The sequence below is a fragment of the Bacillus sp. Root920 genome (assembly GCF_001429445.1).
Lineage (GTDB): Bacteria > Bacillota > Bacilli > Bacillales > Bacillaceae > Bacillus > Bacillus safensis.
On record NZ_LMJV01000001.1, the window covers coordinates 1,528,216 to 1,544,602 of the forward strand.

Genomic DNA, 16,387 nt, shown 5'->3' on the forward strand with positions numbered 1-16,387 from the left:
GTGTATTATACCGTCTATCACGCACCCATCGGGCAATTATACATACTAGAAAAGGATGGTACCATCATCGAGGTGATGTTTGATGATGAACCGTTTTTAGCAAAAAAGCAGGCAGCGAATCTAAAGCAAGCAGATACGCCTGTCTTACAAGAAGCGAAAAAACAGCTAGATGAATATTTCAAGGGTGAGCGTCAAGTATTCGATCTCCCGCTCAAGCAAGCAGGTTCCCCGTTCCAAGAGCAGGTGTGGGGAGCATTGTCGGCCATACCATATGGTGAATCAAAAAGCTATGCAGACATTGCAGAAGCGATTGGCAATCCAAAGGCTGTAAGAGCCATCGGACAAGCTAACAGACGAAATGCATTACCTATTTTTATCCCATGTCACAGGGTGATTGGTAAAGACCGGTCTCTGACGGGCTATGCAGGATCGAAGACAGACATGAAAGCGGTCCTCCTTGAATTAGAAGGCATCCCATTTGTTCAAAAATAAATCGATTGACCTGTTCCAAATGTTTGTCAAGCGACATATCCTTTTATTAAGCTAAAAAAGTTGGTTGAGGGAAAAAGGAGGGCGCTGGCATGTTTTGGGGCAAAAAAGGTAAAATGTATGCCGTTACGTCACTATGTGTCAAAATGAACGTTTTGACAGAAGAACAAAAAAAAGAAATCTTAACAAAAACGAATCAAGAAACAAAAAAGCGCGGTGCTCTTAAATGACAAGAACACGGCGCTTTTTTGCGATCATTGGGAGATGCTTTCGGCGAAAAGAGCATCAATCTCTTCTGCATAGTTCGATGTGATAATTCCCTTTTCTGTAATAATGCCTGAAATAAGATGATGAGGAGTGACATCAAAGGCGGGATTGAATACCTGAACATCAGGCGGTGCAATGGGGACGCCGTTTAATTCCTTTACTTCCAGCGGGTCGCGCTCTTCAATTGGAATATCTGACCCGTCGCGGGTGGATACATCAAAGGTTGAAAGCGGTGCTGCTACAAAAAACGGAATGTTAAAATGCTTGGCTAGAACGGCAAGACCTAACGTTCCAATCTTATTCGCTGTATCTCCATTACGGGCGATACGGTCAGCTCCAACAATGACAGCAGAAATTTGCTTTTCCTTCATCGTATGGGCTGCCATGTTATCTGTAATGAGCGTCACATCCACGCCGCCTTGCATAAGCTCCCATGTTGTCAGACGAGCACCTTGAAGAACAGGGCGTGTTTCACATGCATAAATGTGAAGATCAAGATTTTTCTTTTTGGCTAAATAAAAGGGAGCAAGGGCTGTTCCGTACCGGCTCGTTGCGATGGAGCCTGCATTACAAATGGTCATGATACGGTCACCTGATTTAAAGAGCTGAAGAGCATTTTGACCGATTTGTCTGCATGTTTCTTCATCTTCTATTTGAATTTGAATGGCTTCATGGACAAGGTCTGTTTTGGCTGCATTCACTGATGCTGCACGCTGAATGCGCTGCAGCAGCCGGTCTAATGCCCAAGCGAGGTTCACAGCGGTTGGACGAGCACTGTTTAAATATTCTTTGATTCGAATGACTTCTTGTTTAAACATATCCATTTCTTCTGTCTCAATGGCTTGCGCACTAAGCGCCAGCCCAAAAGCTGCTGTAATGCCAATCGCAGGCGCTCCGCGTACTTTTAATGACACAATCGCATCATACACATCTTCTTTTGTATATAAATGCTCAAATACGGTTTCGGCCGGTAATTTTTGCTGATTTAAAATGTGAATACGGTTTTCTTCCCATTCGACAGAACGGGGGACTTCAAATTCTTTAGACAAAACCCGTCACTCCTTTACAGATGGCTGGAATAATGCGACGAGATCAGACGCTGTTTCCACTGTATGATATTGTTTGATAAATGTTTTTCCAAGTGTCAGTGCTGCTTTTTTCTGCTGAATCCGTCTAGTTGGTGATGGAATCGCATCAAGATCAGCGGCATGAGCAAGACCGATTGTTCGGCGGACAAGCTCACAGCCGGCAAAGCCTGTCGCTTCTTTTAAAATCCGGTCAAAGGTTGTTTCTAAAAAGCTGTCCGATACACTAAACGCTTCAATGCTGTCCTCTTTCCAAGCTTTTGTGAACACTTCTTTGAATGTTGCCCATACATTGACGACATGGTCAAAAAGGTGCTGCTGCTCGTGTTCATTCTCGCGAGATAAAGCATTCAGGAACAGATTGGCGATAAAGTGGCCGATATCGAATCCAAAGGGACCGTAAAACGCGAATTCTGGATCAATGATTTTCGTTTCAGTCTCATTTGCAAAAATACTGCCTGTATGAAGATCTCCATGAACCAATGTTTCAGCTGATGTCAGGAAGATACGCTTCAATTCCGCTGCCTTGGCTTGCAGCTCAAGATCTTTCCAAAGCGCTTCTGCTGATTCTCTTAATTCTTCTTCGAAGTCATTTGTTTCACTATCAAAGAAAGGGTCTGTGAAGACGAGTTTTTCTGTAATATCACACAGGTCAGGGTTCGTAAACTGCTTCACAAATTGTTTTTTGATTTTAGGATTTGTAGCAAAGTCAGATGTGTAAAAAAGTGTTTTTCCTAAAAATTCTCCAACATGATCAGATAAATGCGGATATTGTTTTCCGGCAATTAGCCCTTTTCTGACGATTTCTAAGTGAGATAGATCCTCCATGGCTGTCACTGCAAGAGCTGTATCTGAATAGTAGACTGCTGGTACGAGGTGCGGCGCATATTCTGACTGCTTGATCAGGGCGGCACTTTCAATTCTTGCCCGGTCTAATGTAAGCGGCCAGCTCTCCCCAACCACCTTTGCATAAGGCAGCGCCTGCTTGATGATCAATCCTTTTTCTTGTTTGTGATCATAAATATGAAAGACGTAATTTAAATTCCCGTCACCAATTTCAGTACATGTCAAATGACTGCTTTCTTGGATCAAACCAAGTCTAATTGCGAGTGCAACTGCCGAGCTTTCTGTTAGTTCTTCATATGATGCCGTAAGTGTAACCAATTGCTTCCCCTCCAAATCATATAAAAAAGCCTCTTTCTCCTGAGAGAAAGAGGCTTGATGGTGTGTATGCTCAAAGCCTCTCTTATCTCTCAGCACATACGTCTGATGGAATTAGCACCGTGCCCTATAAGACAATTGTCTTGGCGCGTTACTTGCTGCGCCCCACTTCACAGTGGTATTAACGGTCGGTTGCTGTTGGGGTCAAAAGGCCAAATCCCTCGCCCAACTCTCGATAAGAGAAATCAATATGTAATTGTTTCGTGTCTGTTTGCATTTCTTAATTCAAGATATTATCAGAGCGTTGCTTTACATGTCAATCTTTTTTCAAAATTGCTTTACAATTCATAAAACAATCCATTACAGTGATTGTATTGTCACGTAACTTGAATAGAAGGTGAAGAAATGGAATTCCAGCAATCAGATGTGTTGAAACAATTACCGAAGCAATTTTTTGCGTCCCTTGTCCAAAAGGTGCAGAAAAAAGTGCAGGAAGGGGCAGATATCATTAATTTGGGACAGGGAAATCCTGATCAGCCAACTCCTCCGCACATTGTAAAAGCCATGCAGGAAGCGGTAGCAAAACCTGAAAATCATCAATACTCCTCATTCCGTGGAACAGCGAAATTAAAAAAGGCTGCTGCCGCTTTTTATGAAAGAGAATATGGCGTCACACTTGATCCAAAGACGGAAATTGCGATTTTATTTGGCGGGAAAGCAGGGCTTGTTGAGCTGCCGCAATGCCTGCTGAATCCGGGTGATACGCTTCTTGTCCCTGATCCTGGCTATCCTGATTATTGGTCAGGCGCTGTGCTTGCTGGAGCGCAAATGGTAACCATGCCACTTCTTGAAAAAAATCATTTTTTACCTGACTACGATTTGCTGCCTGAGGATGATAAGAAAAAGGCAAAATTAATGTATTTAAATTACCCCAACAATCCGACGGGGGCTACGGCAAGCCGTTCATTTTTTGAAGAAACCGTTACGTTTGCGAAAGATCACAAGCTATGTGTTGTCCATGATTTTGCATATGGCGGCATTGGATTTGATGGAGAAAAGCCGCTCAGCTTTCTGCAAATAGAGGGAGCGAAAGAGACGGGAATAGAAATTTACACATTGTCTAAAACGTACAATATGGCAGGGTGGAGAGTAGGATTTGCAGCCGGAAATTCGTCTGTTATTGAAGCCATTGAGCTTTATCAGGATCATCTGTTTGTCTCCCTGTTTAAAGCCACTCAAGATGCAGCAGCGGAAGCGCTATTAAGCGATCAAACGTGCGTACAGGTGCAAAATGATCGATATGAGAAAAGGCGGAATGTATGGATTGCTGCCTGCAAAGAAATTGGCTGGGAAGTCAGTGCACCAAAGGGATCATTTTTTGCTTGGTTAAAGGTGCCGGAAGGATATACATCTGAAGCCTTTTCTGACTTATTATTAGAGAAGGCACATGTTGTGGTTGCGCCAGGTAATGGCTTTGGTGATCACGGTGAAGGGTACGTGAGAGCAGGGCTTCTAACAAGTGAGGAGCGGTTACAAGAAGCTGCTCAGCGCATCGCTGCCTTGAATCTGTTTGAAAAAAAGCCATTGACAACATAAAAAAATGGTGCGATAATTCAGGCAATATTTAAGAAAATTGAATATTCTTATCAAGAGTAGGCAGAGGGACTAGCCCAATGAAGCCCGGCAACCGACTTCCATGAAGCACGGTGCTAATTCTTGCAGCAAGCGCTGAGAGATAAGATTCGGATGAATGACACGAAACAACCTCTTTAAGGCGCTCAAGAAGCACTTGAAGAGGTTTTTTTATTGAACATATGCATGACGCAATCGAAAGGGGATTCCTAGTGAGTGAATTACTGGCAACATACGTATTAACACATCGAGAGGATGAACAAATAAATCGAAAAGCGGAGCAGATCGCGCTTGGTTTAACAGTTGGATCATGGACGGATTTGCCGCAGCTCAAAAAGGAGCAGCTTCAAAAGCATAAAGGCCGAGTTGAAAAAGTATTAGAAAAGGCTGCTCCAGCCGAAAATGGTCTTTATCAATCAGAGGTGACGATTGCTTATCCTGAGGCAAACTTTTCAGCTGATTTACCAGCTGTTTTCACGACGATTTTTGGAAAGCTTTCACTAGACGGAAAAGTGAAGCTAGTCGATATCCAATTTTCTGAAGAATTTAAAAAAAGCCTGCCAGGACCTGTATTTGGAATTGATGGCATACGAAAAAAGGTAGGCGTGTTTGATCGTCCATTATTGATGAGTATTTTTAAAGGCGTTATCGGCCGTGATATGCAGGATTTAAAAGAGCAGCTCCGTTTACAGGCATTAGGCGGGGTTGACTTCATCAAAGACGATGAAATTTTATTTGAAAGTCCATTAGCTCCTTTTGAAGAGCGAATCAAAGAAGGAAAAGCGATTTTAAAAGAAACCTATGAAGAGACAGGACACCGCACGCTGTATGCTGTCAATTTAACGGGCAGAACCTTTGACCTGAAGGATCGGGCGAGAAAGGCTGCAGAACTTGGGGCAGATGCGCTCTTATTCAATGTCTTTGCTTACGGCCTTGATGTCATGCAAAGCCTAGCTGAGGACCCAGACATTCCACTGCCGATTATGGCGCATCCCGCTGTGAGTGGTGCTTTGACATCCTCTCCTGAATATGGATTCTCGCATTCTCTTCTTTTAGGCAAATTAAATCGATATGCTGGCGCTGATTTGAGCCTTTTCCCCTCTCCTTATGGGTCGGTAGCACTTCCGAAAAAAGATGCCCTTGGAATCTATGAAGCTTGCGTGAAAGAGGATACGGTTCAAAAAACATTCCCTGTCCCGTCAGCAGGCATTCATCCAGGAATGGTTCCAGTATTGATCAAAGATTTTGGAATTGATCATGTGATAAATGCAGGTGGAGGCATTCACGGACATCCGCGGGGAGCCATCGGCGGAGGGCAGGCATTTCGTTCGATCATTGATGCCGTGATTCATGAAGAGTCCATCCAAGATAAGGCGGCTTCCTGCCAAGACTTAAAAGCGGCACTTGATCTTTGGGGAAGGGTAGCAGAATAATGAAAAAACCAATTGTATGTTGTGATTTTGATGGAACAATTACAAAAAATGATAATATCATCCGCATCATGAAACAGTTTGCACCAAGTGAATGGACGAAGCTGAAGGATGGTGTCCTGTCAAAAGAAATCACCATTCAAGAAGGCGTCGGGCAAATGTTTCAATTACTGACAAGTGATCAAAAGGATGCCATTCAATCATTTATTTTAGAGGATACAGAGATTCGAGAAGGATTTAAGCAATTTGTGGATGAGGTAAAAAAAGCAGATATTCCTTTCTATGTACTGAGCGGGGGGATGGACTTTTTTGTCTATCCTATCCTCGAAGGCATTGTCGATCGAGACAATATTTATTGCAACCATGCATCATTTGGGGAAGACCATATTCAGATTGAATGGCCGCATGCCTGCGATACGCAATGTCAAAATGGCTGCGGATGCTGCAAGCCCTCAATCATTCGAAAGCTGACTCATGAGGATGATTTCATCATCATGATCGGAGATTCAGTGACTGATGTGGAGGCGGCGAAGCATGCGGATCTTACGTTTGCACGAGACTATTTGCTCAATGAATGTCAAGAGCTCGGGCTCGTACATAAGGAGTATGACACATTTATTGATCTACACGCGCAATTTGTTCAAATAAAGGAAGTGAAGGAATGGCAGACGCAAAGAGCAAACGCTGGCAGGAGCTAGCAGACGTTAAACGGGAACTGGCACAAAGAGACTGGTTTTTCGGAACAAGCGGTAATTTATCGATCAAGGTGTCGGATGATCCAATCACGTTTTTGGTGACGGCAAGCGGCAAAGATAAACGAAAAGAAACAAACGAAGATTTTGTGCTAGTGAATGCGGCAGGCCAGCCTCATGATCCGAACGAGCCGCTTAGACCATCAGCTGAAACACTGCTTCACACGTACGTGTATGAACGGACGAAAGCAGGCTGCTGCCTCCATGTCCATACAATCGATAATAATGTGATGTCAGAGCTGTATGGGGATAAGGGAGAGATTCGTTTTAAAGGCAACGAAATCATCAAAGCGCTTGGTTATTGGGAAGAGGATGCAGAAGTGTCGATTCCGATTATTGAAAATCCAGCTCATATTCCGCAGCTTGCAGAGCAATTTGCCAAACATCTGACACTAGAGGCGTCATCTGGTGCTGTACTCATTCGCAATCATGGCATCACGGTCTGGGGAAAAACAGCCTTTGAAGCAAAACGAGTATTAGAAGCATATGAATTTTTATTTAGCTATCACTTAAAATTAACGCTTTATCAACAGCAGCTTGTAAGATAAAAAGGAGGAAAAGCACATGGCGACGATTTTGATTCATAACGAAGAGAACACATTACTTGAGAACGAACAAGAGGTAGCATCATATTTAGAAAACCAAGGGGTCATTTATGAGCACTGGGATATTGAAAAGCTGCCAAACCGTTTATCAGAAATGTATGATTTAACTGATGAGGAAAAGGAAGAGATTTTGACTGTTTTCCAAAAGGAAATCCAAAGTATTTCTGAAAAAAGAGGGTACAAAGCGCAGGATGTCATTTCATTGTCTGATGCCACTCCAAATCTTGATGAGCTGCTCCAAAACTTTAAACGTGAGCATCACCATACAGATGATGAAGTACGCTTTATTGTGAGCGGGCACGGAATCTTTGCTATTCAAGGCAAGGATGGCGTCTTTTTTGATGTGAGATTGAATCCAGGTGATTTAATTTCTGTGCCGCCAAACATTCGTCATTACTTTACACTTCAAGAGGATCGCAAAGTGGTCGCAGTTCGCATATTTGTCACAACTGAGGGCTGGGTGCCGATTTACGAGGAAGAAACGGTTTAATGATAGAGCTGATCATTCCGCATGAGGCGGAAGATCAGCTTTTTTTAGGAAATTAGACATAAAATGAGAAAGAAAATAGTTGATTTTGATCTTCTGCATAGGATAAAATTCTGTTTAATCAATGTGTCAGTCCTGTCCAAATTTGAAGTTTACCCCCAAATTTGATTGGGTAAAAGGTCTTTAGGCTGTAAAAAATTAAATAAAATAAGCATATTTAATTTAATTTACAAATAAAGTATAATTTTGGTGTCGGATCATTTTGAGCATAGACAGTCGAATTCATTGCGGGAGCTGAGATCATGAATATTTATGTAAGGAAAGAACAATTGCTGATGTCCATTGATGAGAAGAGAAAACAAATGGTAGAAGCTGCTCAAGTGGAAGGGTACACTGGTGAGAAGACAATTAAATATAGTCAAGAACTGGACAACCTGATGAATGAGTATCAGCATCTTCTTTTTCATGAGAAACAATCTGCCCCCTCCTTTCATGATCTTGTGTCTCAAATGAGTCTTTTATCTGTGAACCGCCCCTCTTATTGACATGAAAAACCGGTCTTGCATAAGCAAAACCGGCTGACATCTTCAGTTATGCTGAGTGAGCAGAAGGAAGCATGATCATAACAGTCGTTCCTTTATTCACTTCGCTATGAATATCAATTGTTCCGCCATACATCGAAATGATTCGTTTACACACGACAAGCCCAAGACCTGTGCCTTTTTCCTTCGACGTAATAAAGGGGAGGAAGATGTGCTTTAACATCTCTTCTGGTATGCCTTCACCTGTATCCTCTACTTTAATGATGACATGTTCTTTTTCAGCTTCGATCACAATCTTCAAGTGACCGCCGTTTGGCATCGCTTCTAAAGAGTTCTTTGCTACATTTAAAACGACTTGTTTAATATGATCCTTTGTGCAATACACGCCCACATCTTGAATCGTATTGATTTGCAAATCCACTTCCACATTATAAAGGTTTGCCTCAGAGAAAACGATCGGCATGATCTCACTTACAATTTCTTTTACAGAGTTATTTTGCCATTTTTCTGCCGTTGGTTTTCCTAATACAAGAAATTCACTGACGATTTGGTTGATCCGTTTAATTTCTTCCTCGATGACAGAAAAATAGAGCTGATCTTCTTCTGAATGATACTTCTTTTGCAATAGCTGGATAAATCCGCTAATCCCTGTTAATGGGTTGCGAATTTCGTGTGCTGTACTTGCCGCGAGTGTTCCGATCAATTCAAGCTTTTGCGCTTCATTTTCATGACGCTCCTGCTGAGTTTGCCGCCTTAACACGATATATTGGACGAGTGTGAATAAAATATTTAATAAAATAAACGCACTGGATAAAGGGATGAGCATCACAGACAGCACTTCACTAGTTGAAGCACGCTGCGGAAAGACCTCCAGCTTCCAGCTGTTTTCATCTAAATATGTAGACACGGTGCTGCCGCCCTCGGGTACTGGCTGTGGACCGCTTGTAAATACGACATGTCCATTTTGATTCAGCATCTTAAAATGAAGATCAGGGTTCAATACATTCATAATATTTCTTAAATAATCAATTTGAATGGCGGCAATCAGTACATTGGTGACCTCTTCGTTTTCATCGAGAACAGGCACACAAATGGAGAGAATCCGCTGTTTTGTAATTCGGCTCACATAGTTGTCTGTGATCACGGTCTGCTTGGTCACTTGAATGCGTTTAAAGTAATCTCTGAATGATAGGTTGATTTTTTCCTTTAACGGGGTGGTGCTTGCTGTTACATTTCCTTTTTTGTCTAGGAGATACAGACCTGAAAAACGAGGTTCTTGTTTATAGATTTTCTCTAGGATGTTTTGTACTTTTTTCGTCTCAAGCGGCTGGTCAAATCCCATGGCAAGGGAAGTTAATCTCGCTTCTGTCTCACTTATTAAATAATTCATTTGGTTTTTGTGAATATTTAACATAAGTGTAGCGGTTTGTTTGTTCTTTAAATCGATTTTTTCAGTTTCTTTTTCGTAGATAAAATAACTAATGATTAGGGTTGGAAGCATGACCAAAATAAGGTAAAGCCTGATCTTCTTCCAAAACCCTTTCAGTTTACTCATCATTCATCGCTCCAACGTATTACCTAATAGACTTATTATAGCATTGAACCTATCTTTATTACGATGACTTGTGTGATTTTTAAAAAATTAGGTGATTCGTTCTGGTCTCATTTTCGTGCTAAAGATGGATCAAAATGTTGACATTTTACTTATTGTTTATTAATGTCACATTAGTAGGTTGCATTTCATAAAGGATGATAAAAAATGGAAAATCATAATGTTGAAAAATCATTGAAACTATTTATTGTATTATCACGTGCCTATCGCTCAATTAATCATCACATGAACAAACATATTGTGAAGCACGGGCTGAATCCAACTGAATTTGCTGTGCTAGAATTGCTATATCATAAAGGTGATCAGCCGCTTCAGCAAATCGGTGATAAGATTTTACTTGCAAGCGGCAGCATCACGTATGTGGTCGATAAATTGGAGAAGAAAGAACTTCTCAGTCGCAAGGCTTGTGCAGAAGACCGCAGAGTGACATTTGCGCATATTACCAAGCAGGGACGAGCTTTGCTTGATGACATCTTCCCAGATCATGCGAAAGAAATTCATGAGATGATCAGTGTCCTGAGCGAAGAAGAGAAAGATGTCTGCATTGATATGCTCAAACATGTAGGGCTGCGTGCAAAGCATTTATATGATCATCAAGACTAAATAAAAAGGAAGCCGCTGGCTTCCTTTTCAGCGTGCACGCAATCCCTCGCATTCGGCGTTAGTCCTGCGTTCCGGTACTCGTTCCTAGACTGCAAAGGTATTCTATCACGCTGAAAAGAAGACAAAGGGCTAAAATAGAGATCATTTTAGCCCTTTGTCAACAATCTGTAAAGAAGCCCCTGGCTTCTTTTTTTATTTCGCTTTTTTCTCAATCGGTAAAATGAGTACTTCTACACGCCGGTTTTTACTTCTGCCTTCTGCTGTATCGTTTGAGGCAATCGGTTTGAATTCGCCGTATCCTTTTGTACTAAAGTTCTCTTGGTTTAGATTGCTGTTTTCAAGAAGAATATTTAAAAAGTTCACAGCGCGAATGGCGCTTAAATACCAGTTTGATTCAAATTCTGAATTTCTGATTGGTACATTATCTGTATGTCCGCTAATGACAATGTCACGTGCGGGATTAATGACGAGCAGTTTTGAGATTTCTTTTGCTAACGGGACATCTTGAGGGCGAATAACTGCCCGCCCAGAATCAAAGAAGATGCTGTCTTCAATCGTAATGAGAAGTCCTTCATCCGTAAGCTTTGTTTCGAGCTTGGCACCAAGTTTTTTATTTGCAATGAATGAATCGACCTGCTTTTTGACCTTTGTGAGAACCGCTTGGTCCCTAGCCTTTGCTTTGGCTTCTTCATCTTTCTCTTCCTCGGCTGCTTTCTTGACCTGGTTGCTGTTTTCAGTTTCTTCCGTGCTTTGCATGCTGGATTGATCCATAACACCGGTACCGCCAGTAAAAACTACATTAAAAGACTTAGCCATCTGTTCATATTTTGCCGCATCAATTGAACTAGATGCAAAAAGCACAATGAAGAGGGCGAGAAGAAGCGTCAGAAGATCGGCATAAGGGATAAGCCAAGATTCATCTACATGGTCTTCATGATCATGGTTTTTACGTTTCCTAGCCATTTTGATTTTCTCCTTCTTCAATGACAAGATTTGCACGTTCTTTTGCTGGTAAGTACATAAGAAGTTTTTGTTCAATGACTTTTGGAGACTGACCTTCAAGAACAGACAGAATACCTTCGATCATAATCAGACGAAGCTTTACTTCTTCCTTTGATTTACGCTTCAGCTTGTTGGCAAATGGATGCCATAATACATACCCGGTAAAAATCCCAAGCAGTGTGGCGACGAAGGCAGCACTGATGGCATGTCCAAGTGCCTCAATATCTCCCATGTTGGCAAGTGCGGCAATAAGTCCTACAACGGCGCCAAGTACCCCTAGCGTCGGAGCGTATGTACCAGCTTGTGTAAAGATTAATGCACCTGACTGGTGTCTTTCAGACATGGCGTCAACTTCTTCTGTTAAGACGTCTCGAATAAATTCAGCACTTTGGCCGTCAACTGCCATGCTTAACCCGTTCTTTAGAAAATCATCATCGACTTCCTCAAGACTTGCTTCTAATGCCAAAAGACCTTCACGACGCGCAATTTGTGCCCAGTTTGAAAATAGAGGGATCATTTCTTGAATCGTTGGAAGCTGGCTGTCTTTGAAAATTTTGCCGAACAATTTTGGTGTTTTCTTAATTTCACTAGAAGGGAATGCGATGACAACAGCTGCAACGGTTCCAACAATGATGATTAATATAGCCGCCGGGTTGAGAAGAGCAGTTAGACTCACACCTTTCAAAACCATACCGACACCTAGTGCAATAAATGCTAAAATAATACCAATTAACGATGTTTTGTCCATTATCTCACCAAATCCTTTAACTATCTTTTTCTATAGTTAATATCGGTGTGTTCTAGAAGGGTTTTAGTCAGAATATAAAATTAAGACAGTTTCTGTGAAGAATTTTTGACGAAAGCGCTTTCTTAATATGTAAAAAGAAGATACTCCCTTTCATATAAAGGGAGTCTCCATTTAATCGTTTTGAGCTGGTTCATCTAAATGAAGCAGCTCTTTTAATTTTTCTTCATACATGATTTTGACAAGATCGTAACTCCAATTCATCATGTGATTCACCTCTTTTTCTTTTATCGTAAAGGAAAAGAGGCGGGGGAACGTCGGCGTTCAGATGGAACTTAGACGCCGCAACATGACGGAGGTGCATATCATCCTGAAGATGTAGTTATCCTTTTTTTACGACGATTTCGTCATGTTCAACATCCACAGTAAATCCAGAAAGCTGCTCCTCTTCAAGCAGGATCTCCGTCATTTGGTCTTCAACGTGCTCTTGGATGGTTCTTCGAAGTGGACGAGCACCAAATGCAGGGTGATATCCAAGCTCTGCGATTTTTTCTTTCGCTTCATTTGTGACATGGACTGTTAAATTTTGCTCTTTTAATTGCTCTGACAGCTCATTGAGCAGAAGATCAACAATCTTCACTAAATCATCTCTGTCTAATGATTCAAACTGAATGATGCTGTCAAAACGGTTCAAAAATTCTGGTTTGAAGTAGCTGCTCAGTGAATCAATGAGTGATTGTTCCTCAATCGCTTCTTCCTGATCAGATTGGAAGCCCACTTTGACTGTTTTATCTGCGGTGCCTGCGTTACTTGTCATGATGATGACTGTATCTTTAAAGCTGACCGTTCTGCCTTGGCTGTCTGTTAAGCGGCCATCTTCCATAATTTGCAGGAAGATGTGCTGTACATCTGGGTGTGCTTTTTCGATTTCATCCAGCAAAATGATGCTGTATGGTTTTCTGCGCACTTTTTCAGTCAGTTGGCCAGCTTCATCATGTCCAACGTAACCAGGAGGAGAACCGATGAGTTTGGACACAGAGTGTTTTTCCATGTACTCACTCATATCTAAACGAATGATCGCATCTCTTGAACCGAATAATTCTTCAGCTAACGTTTTAGACAATTCGGTTTTCCCGACACCTGTTGGTCCAACGAAAAGGAAGGAGCCTGTTGGTCTATGTTTCGATTTTAAACCAGCTCTGCTTCTTTTCACGGCTTTCGCCACTTTATCAACCGCATGCTCCTGTCCAATCACTCGTGCTTTTAGACGGACGTCAATTTCTTTCATTTTGGTTTGTTCGTCTGCTTGCAGTTTACCGACAGGAATGCCTGTTTTTTGTTCCACAATGGCCTGAATGTCCTCTGCTGTAACGATATGCTCTTTTTCAGTTGTTTTGTTTTGAAGTCTTGCTTCAATGGCTTCTTCTTCATCGCGAAGCTTCGCTGCTTTTTCATATTGTTCTTCTTTTAGCGCAGCTTGTTTTTCTGCGGCAATTTGCGCTAGTCGGTTTGTCAGTTCATCTTCACCTGCTGCATCAATGGAGAGGTTCGCTTTTGAACCAGCTTCGTCCATTAAATCAATGGCTTTATCCGGCAAATGACGGTCTTGAATATACCGCGAAGATAGTTGAACGCACGCTTTAATTGCTTCATCTGAATAGGTGACACCATGATAGGCCTCGTACTTATCTTGGATGCCTTTTAAGATGTCGATCGCTTCATCTTGTGTTGGCTCATCTACGATGACGGGCTGGAAGCGCCGTTCGAGTGCAGCATCTTTTTCAATTTGGCGATATTCTTTTAATGTCGTCGCACCTACTAGCTGCAGTTCGCCTCTTGCAAGGGCTGGTTTTAAAATGTTTCCAGCATCCATTGATCCTTCTGCAGATCCTGCGCCCACAAGAAGGTGGATTTCATCTACAAATAAGATGATATTTTTACGGCTTTGTAGTTCTTTGATTAACTGCTTCATTCTTTCCTCAAATTGACCGCGTACACCTGTGTTTGCGACAAGTGAGGAGACATCTAATAAATAGATTTGTTTGTTCTTTAATTTATTTGGCACATCGCCACTCGCAATTTTGAGCGCGAGTCCTTCTGCGATCGCTGTTTTCCCAACACCTGGTTCACCAATAAGAACAGGGTTATTTTTATTTCTTCTATTTAAAATCTCAATGACTCTTGCGACTTCTTCATCACGGCCAATGACTGGATCAATTAAACCAGCATTTGCTCCATCTGTTAAGTTACGGCCAAGCTCATCGAGTAAGCCTTTTTGCTTTGGCTGCTCCATGTTTGGGGCATGACCTGCTGCCTGAGAGAAGAATGAACTTCCTCCAAAAAGCTGAGGTCCCATTTTCATTTTTGACTGCTCCATCAAAGAGGTATAGCAGTCTTCACATAAAACCATTTGGCTCCGGGACGAATTTACTTGCATATTCAGGCGAATAGTTGCTTCATTTACTTGACAATGTTGACAACGCATTTGCCATGACCTCCTTAAAATAAAGTTTGACTTTATTTGACCAATGAATGTTAAAGAAAATGGTCTATTGTTTGACCATCTTTGACTATAGTATACTCTGACCTATTTTGACTTTCAACTGTTTTGCTCAAAGGGGAATAAAAATCCTTTTTTGCATTTAATCATGGTTTGTCCTTCTTTTCAAGGAACTTGTCTCATAGGATAAAAAAGGAACAATCGAAAGTGATGGGTGCGGAGGGGTCACATGAAACGTTCAAATGAATCCGCTTTTCAGCTTGCCTTTGTTTATGTAGGAACAGTGGTTGGAGCTGGGTTTGCGACAGGGAAAGAAATCGTAGAATTTTTTGTTCGTTTTGGCTGGATTGGACTATTCGGAATCCTGATTAGCGGTGTTATTTTTACTGGCCTTGGGGCAAAAATGATGCTGATTTCGAAACGAATCGAAGCAGAATCTTATCAAGATATGAACCGTTTTTTATTTGGCGCAGCTGCGAGTCGATATATTAATATTGTCATGTTTTTTATTTTACTTGGTGTCACCTCAGTCATGATTTCAGGCGCAGGGGCTATTTTTGAAGAACAGCTTGGTATATCGAAGGAGTATGGGATCTTTTTGACGATCATTCTGAGCGTCATTGTACTTTTTAAAGGTTCAAAAGGGCTATTTGGAGTCAACGTCCTTGTCGTTCCAATGCTGATTTTCTTTTCAATGATCGTGTTTCTTGATTCATTTGTGTTTAGCAGCAGTGAAAGTTATGTTCTTGCGCTGCAAATGGGTGAGGGCGAGTGGATATTATCAGCAGTGTCATATGGTGCCTTTAATTTAGCACTGTCACAGGCAGTGTTAGTACCCGTCGCAAATGAAATGACCTCTGAAGCAGTCATTAAAAAGGGAGCCGTGCTTGGGGGCGTCATGCTGACACTCATTTTGCTTGCTTGTTTCTTATCTCTTTCTTCATTAGATATGCTGGAGGCGTTTGATATTCCAATGGCCCAGGTGGTGTATCAAGTTGCAAACTCCATTCATCTCATTTATCTATTTGTCATCTTCGGTGAAGTTTTTACATCCGTCATAGGCAATTTATACGGGCTAGAGAGACAAGTGAGGGCATATATCCGAATGAACAGCATCTTTACGATATCCCTTATTCTCATATGCTGCTATGTGATTAGTAAAATTGGTTACGGTACACTGATTTCAACGGTTTATCCGGTTTTTGGCTATGTCAGCATCTTTTTTATCCTCTTTCTTTGTCTAAAAAAAGTGCCTGCACCGCTAGATAAGTAAAGAAAGGATAGCCTGTATGAAAAATATGTGGTACACTATCCTCTGTGAAAATTGAACAAAAATCCGTGAAGACGGGAGAGGTTCTAGCAAAACCCTCTATAAAAAACTAAGGACTTGCCGTATCCTTGGATGTGGCATTTTTTATTTTTTATGGCTGGGACACCTCATACACATGTAAAGGTGTCTTTTCTTTTGAGAAAAA

16 protein-coding genes and 3 riboswitches are annotated in these 16,387 nt (G+C 41.6%); of the genes, 10 read left to right on the forward strand and 6 right to left on the reverse strand.

Features of this window, described 5'->3' with window-relative positions:
• Complete coding sequence (locus ASE42_RS07425; RefSeq protein ID WP_056766279.1) at positions 1-492, forward strand: methylated-DNA--[protein]-cysteine S-methyltransferase; 492 nt, start codon at positions 1-3, stop codon at positions 490-492.
• An 89-nt stretch (positions 493-581) separates the two neighbouring features.
• The gene (locus ASE42_RS19080; protein ID WP_162860203.1) at positions 582-719 is read left to right on the forward strand and encodes a hypothetical protein; all 138 of its coding nucleotides are present in this window, start codon (positions 582-584) and stop codon (positions 717-719) included.
• A gap of 24 nt (positions 720-743) precedes the next feature.
• On the opposite strand, the gene mtnA is transcribed toward ASE42_RS19080, so the two are convergent.
• Positions 744-1,805: an S-methyl-5-thioribose-1-phosphate isomerase gene (mtnA, locus tag ASE42_RS07430; protein ID WP_056766280.1), complete on the reverse strand. Its 1,062-nt coding sequence runs from the start codon at positions 1,803-1,805 to the stop codon at positions 744-746.
• Positions 1,806-1,811: 6 nt separating this feature from the next.
• Positions 1,812-3,005, reverse strand: a complete 1,194-nt coding sequence (mtnK, locus tag ASE42_RS07435) for an S-methyl-5-thioribose kinase (protein WP_056766282.1) — start codon at positions 3,003-3,005, stop codon at positions 1,812-1,814.
• Between the two features lie 79 nt (positions 3,006-3,084).
• Positions 3,085-3,244, reverse strand: a riboswitch (SAM riboswitch).
• Between the two features lie 163 nt (positions 3,245-3,407).
• Here mtnK and ASE42_RS07440 point away from each other — a divergent pair.
• The 6 genes from ASE42_RS07440 (at position 3,408) to ASE42_RS07465 (ending at position 8,453) form a co-directional block, all read left to right on the forward strand.
• Entirely contained in the window at positions 3,408-4,598 is a 1,191-nt protein-coding gene (locus ASE42_RS07440) for a pyridoxal phosphate-dependent aminotransferase (RefSeq protein ID WP_024426831.1), read from the forward strand.
• A 44-nt stretch (positions 4,599-4,642) separates the two neighbouring features.
• A riboswitch (SAM riboswitch) is annotated at positions 4,643-4,744 on the forward strand.
• Between the two features lie 102 nt (positions 4,745-4,846).
• Entirely contained in the window at positions 4,847-6,067 is a 1,221-nt protein-coding gene (gene mtnW, locus ASE42_RS07445) for a 2,3-diketo-5-methylthiopentyl-1-phosphate enolase (RefSeq protein WP_056766284.1), read from the forward strand.
• On the forward strand, positions 6,067-6,762 hold the full coding sequence (locus ASE42_RS07450; protein WP_034623363.1) for a 2-hydroxy-3-keto-5-methylthiopentenyl-1-phosphate phosphatase: 696 nt from the start codon (positions 6,067-6,069) through the stop codon (positions 6,760-6,762). The genes mtnW and ASE42_RS07450 overlap by 1 nt, the downstream gene beginning before the upstream one ends.
• On the forward strand, positions 6,726-7,364 hold the full coding sequence (locus tag ASE42_RS07455; RefSeq protein ID WP_056766286.1) for a methylthioribulose 1-phosphate dehydratase: 639 nt from the start codon (positions 6,726-6,728) through the stop codon (positions 7,362-7,364). Before ASE42_RS07450 ends, ASE42_RS07455 begins: the two co-directional genes overlap by 37 nt.
• A 16-nt stretch (positions 7,365-7,380) precedes the next feature.
• Positions 7,381-7,911: a 1,2-dihydroxy-3-keto-5-methylthiopentene dioxygenase gene (locus ASE42_RS07460; RefSeq protein ID WP_056766287.1), complete on the forward strand. Its 531-nt coding sequence runs from the start codon at positions 7,381-7,383 to the stop codon at positions 7,909-7,911.
• Positions 7,912-8,210: 299 nt separating this feature from the next.
• Positions 8,211-8,453, forward strand: coding sequence for an aspartyl-phosphate phosphatase Spo0E family protein (locus tag ASE42_RS07465; RefSeq protein WP_024424676.1), 243 nt, complete (start codon positions 8,211-8,213; stop codon positions 8,451-8,453).
• A gap of 46 nt (positions 8,454-8,499) precedes the next feature.
• Here the strand turns inward: ASE42_RS07465 and ASE42_RS07470 are convergent, their stop codons facing one another.
• A complete protein-coding gene (locus ASE42_RS07470; protein ID WP_056766289.1) occupies positions 8,500-10,005 on the reverse strand; it encodes an ATP-binding protein in 1,506 nt (501 codons plus the stop codon).
• A gap of 204 nt (positions 10,006-10,209) precedes the next feature.
• On the opposite strand from ASE42_RS07470, the gene ASE42_RS07475 reads away from it, so the two are divergent.
• Positions 10,210-10,665 carry a MarR family winged helix-turn-helix transcriptional regulator gene (locus ASE42_RS07475; RefSeq protein WP_024424678.1) on the forward strand — a complete coding sequence of 152 codons (456 nt, stop codon included), beginning with the start codon at positions 10,210-10,212 and terminating at the stop codon, positions 10,663-10,665.
• A 192-nt stretch (positions 10,666-10,857) separates the two neighbouring features.
• On the opposite strand, the gene motB is transcribed toward ASE42_RS07475, so the two are convergent.
• The 3 genes from motB to ASE42_RS07490 form a co-directional block, all read right to left on the reverse strand.
• Complete coding sequence (gene motB, locus ASE42_RS07480; RefSeq protein WP_024424679.1) at positions 10,858-11,628, reverse strand: flagellar motor protein MotB; 771 nt, start codon at positions 11,626-11,628, stop codon at positions 10,858-10,860.
• Positions 11,621-12,415: a flagellar motor stator protein MotA gene (gene motA / locus ASE42_RS07485; RefSeq protein ID WP_024424680.1), complete on the reverse strand. Its 795-nt coding sequence runs from the start codon at positions 12,413-12,415 to the stop codon at positions 11,621-11,623. Before motA ends, motB begins: the two co-directional genes overlap by 8 nt.
• A 379-nt stretch (positions 12,416-12,794) precedes the next feature.
• On the reverse strand, positions 12,795-14,897 hold the full coding sequence (locus ASE42_RS07490; RefSeq protein WP_056766291.1) for an ATP-dependent Clp protease ATP-binding subunit: 2,103 nt from the start codon (positions 14,895-14,897) through the stop codon (positions 12,795-12,797).
• Between the two features lie 244 nt (positions 14,898-15,141).
• On the opposite strand from ASE42_RS07490, the gene ASE42_RS07495 reads away from it, so the two are divergent.
• Positions 15,142-16,185 (forward strand): hypothetical protein, encoded by a 1,044-nt coding sequence (locus ASE42_RS07495; RefSeq protein WP_056766293.1) that lies wholly within the window; start codon positions 15,142-15,144, stop codon positions 16,183-16,185.
• A 71-nt stretch (positions 16,186-16,256) separates the two neighbouring features.
• Positions 16,257-16,301: riboswitch (PreQ1 riboswitch) on the forward strand.
• Positions 16,302-16,387: the final 86 nt, after the last annotated feature.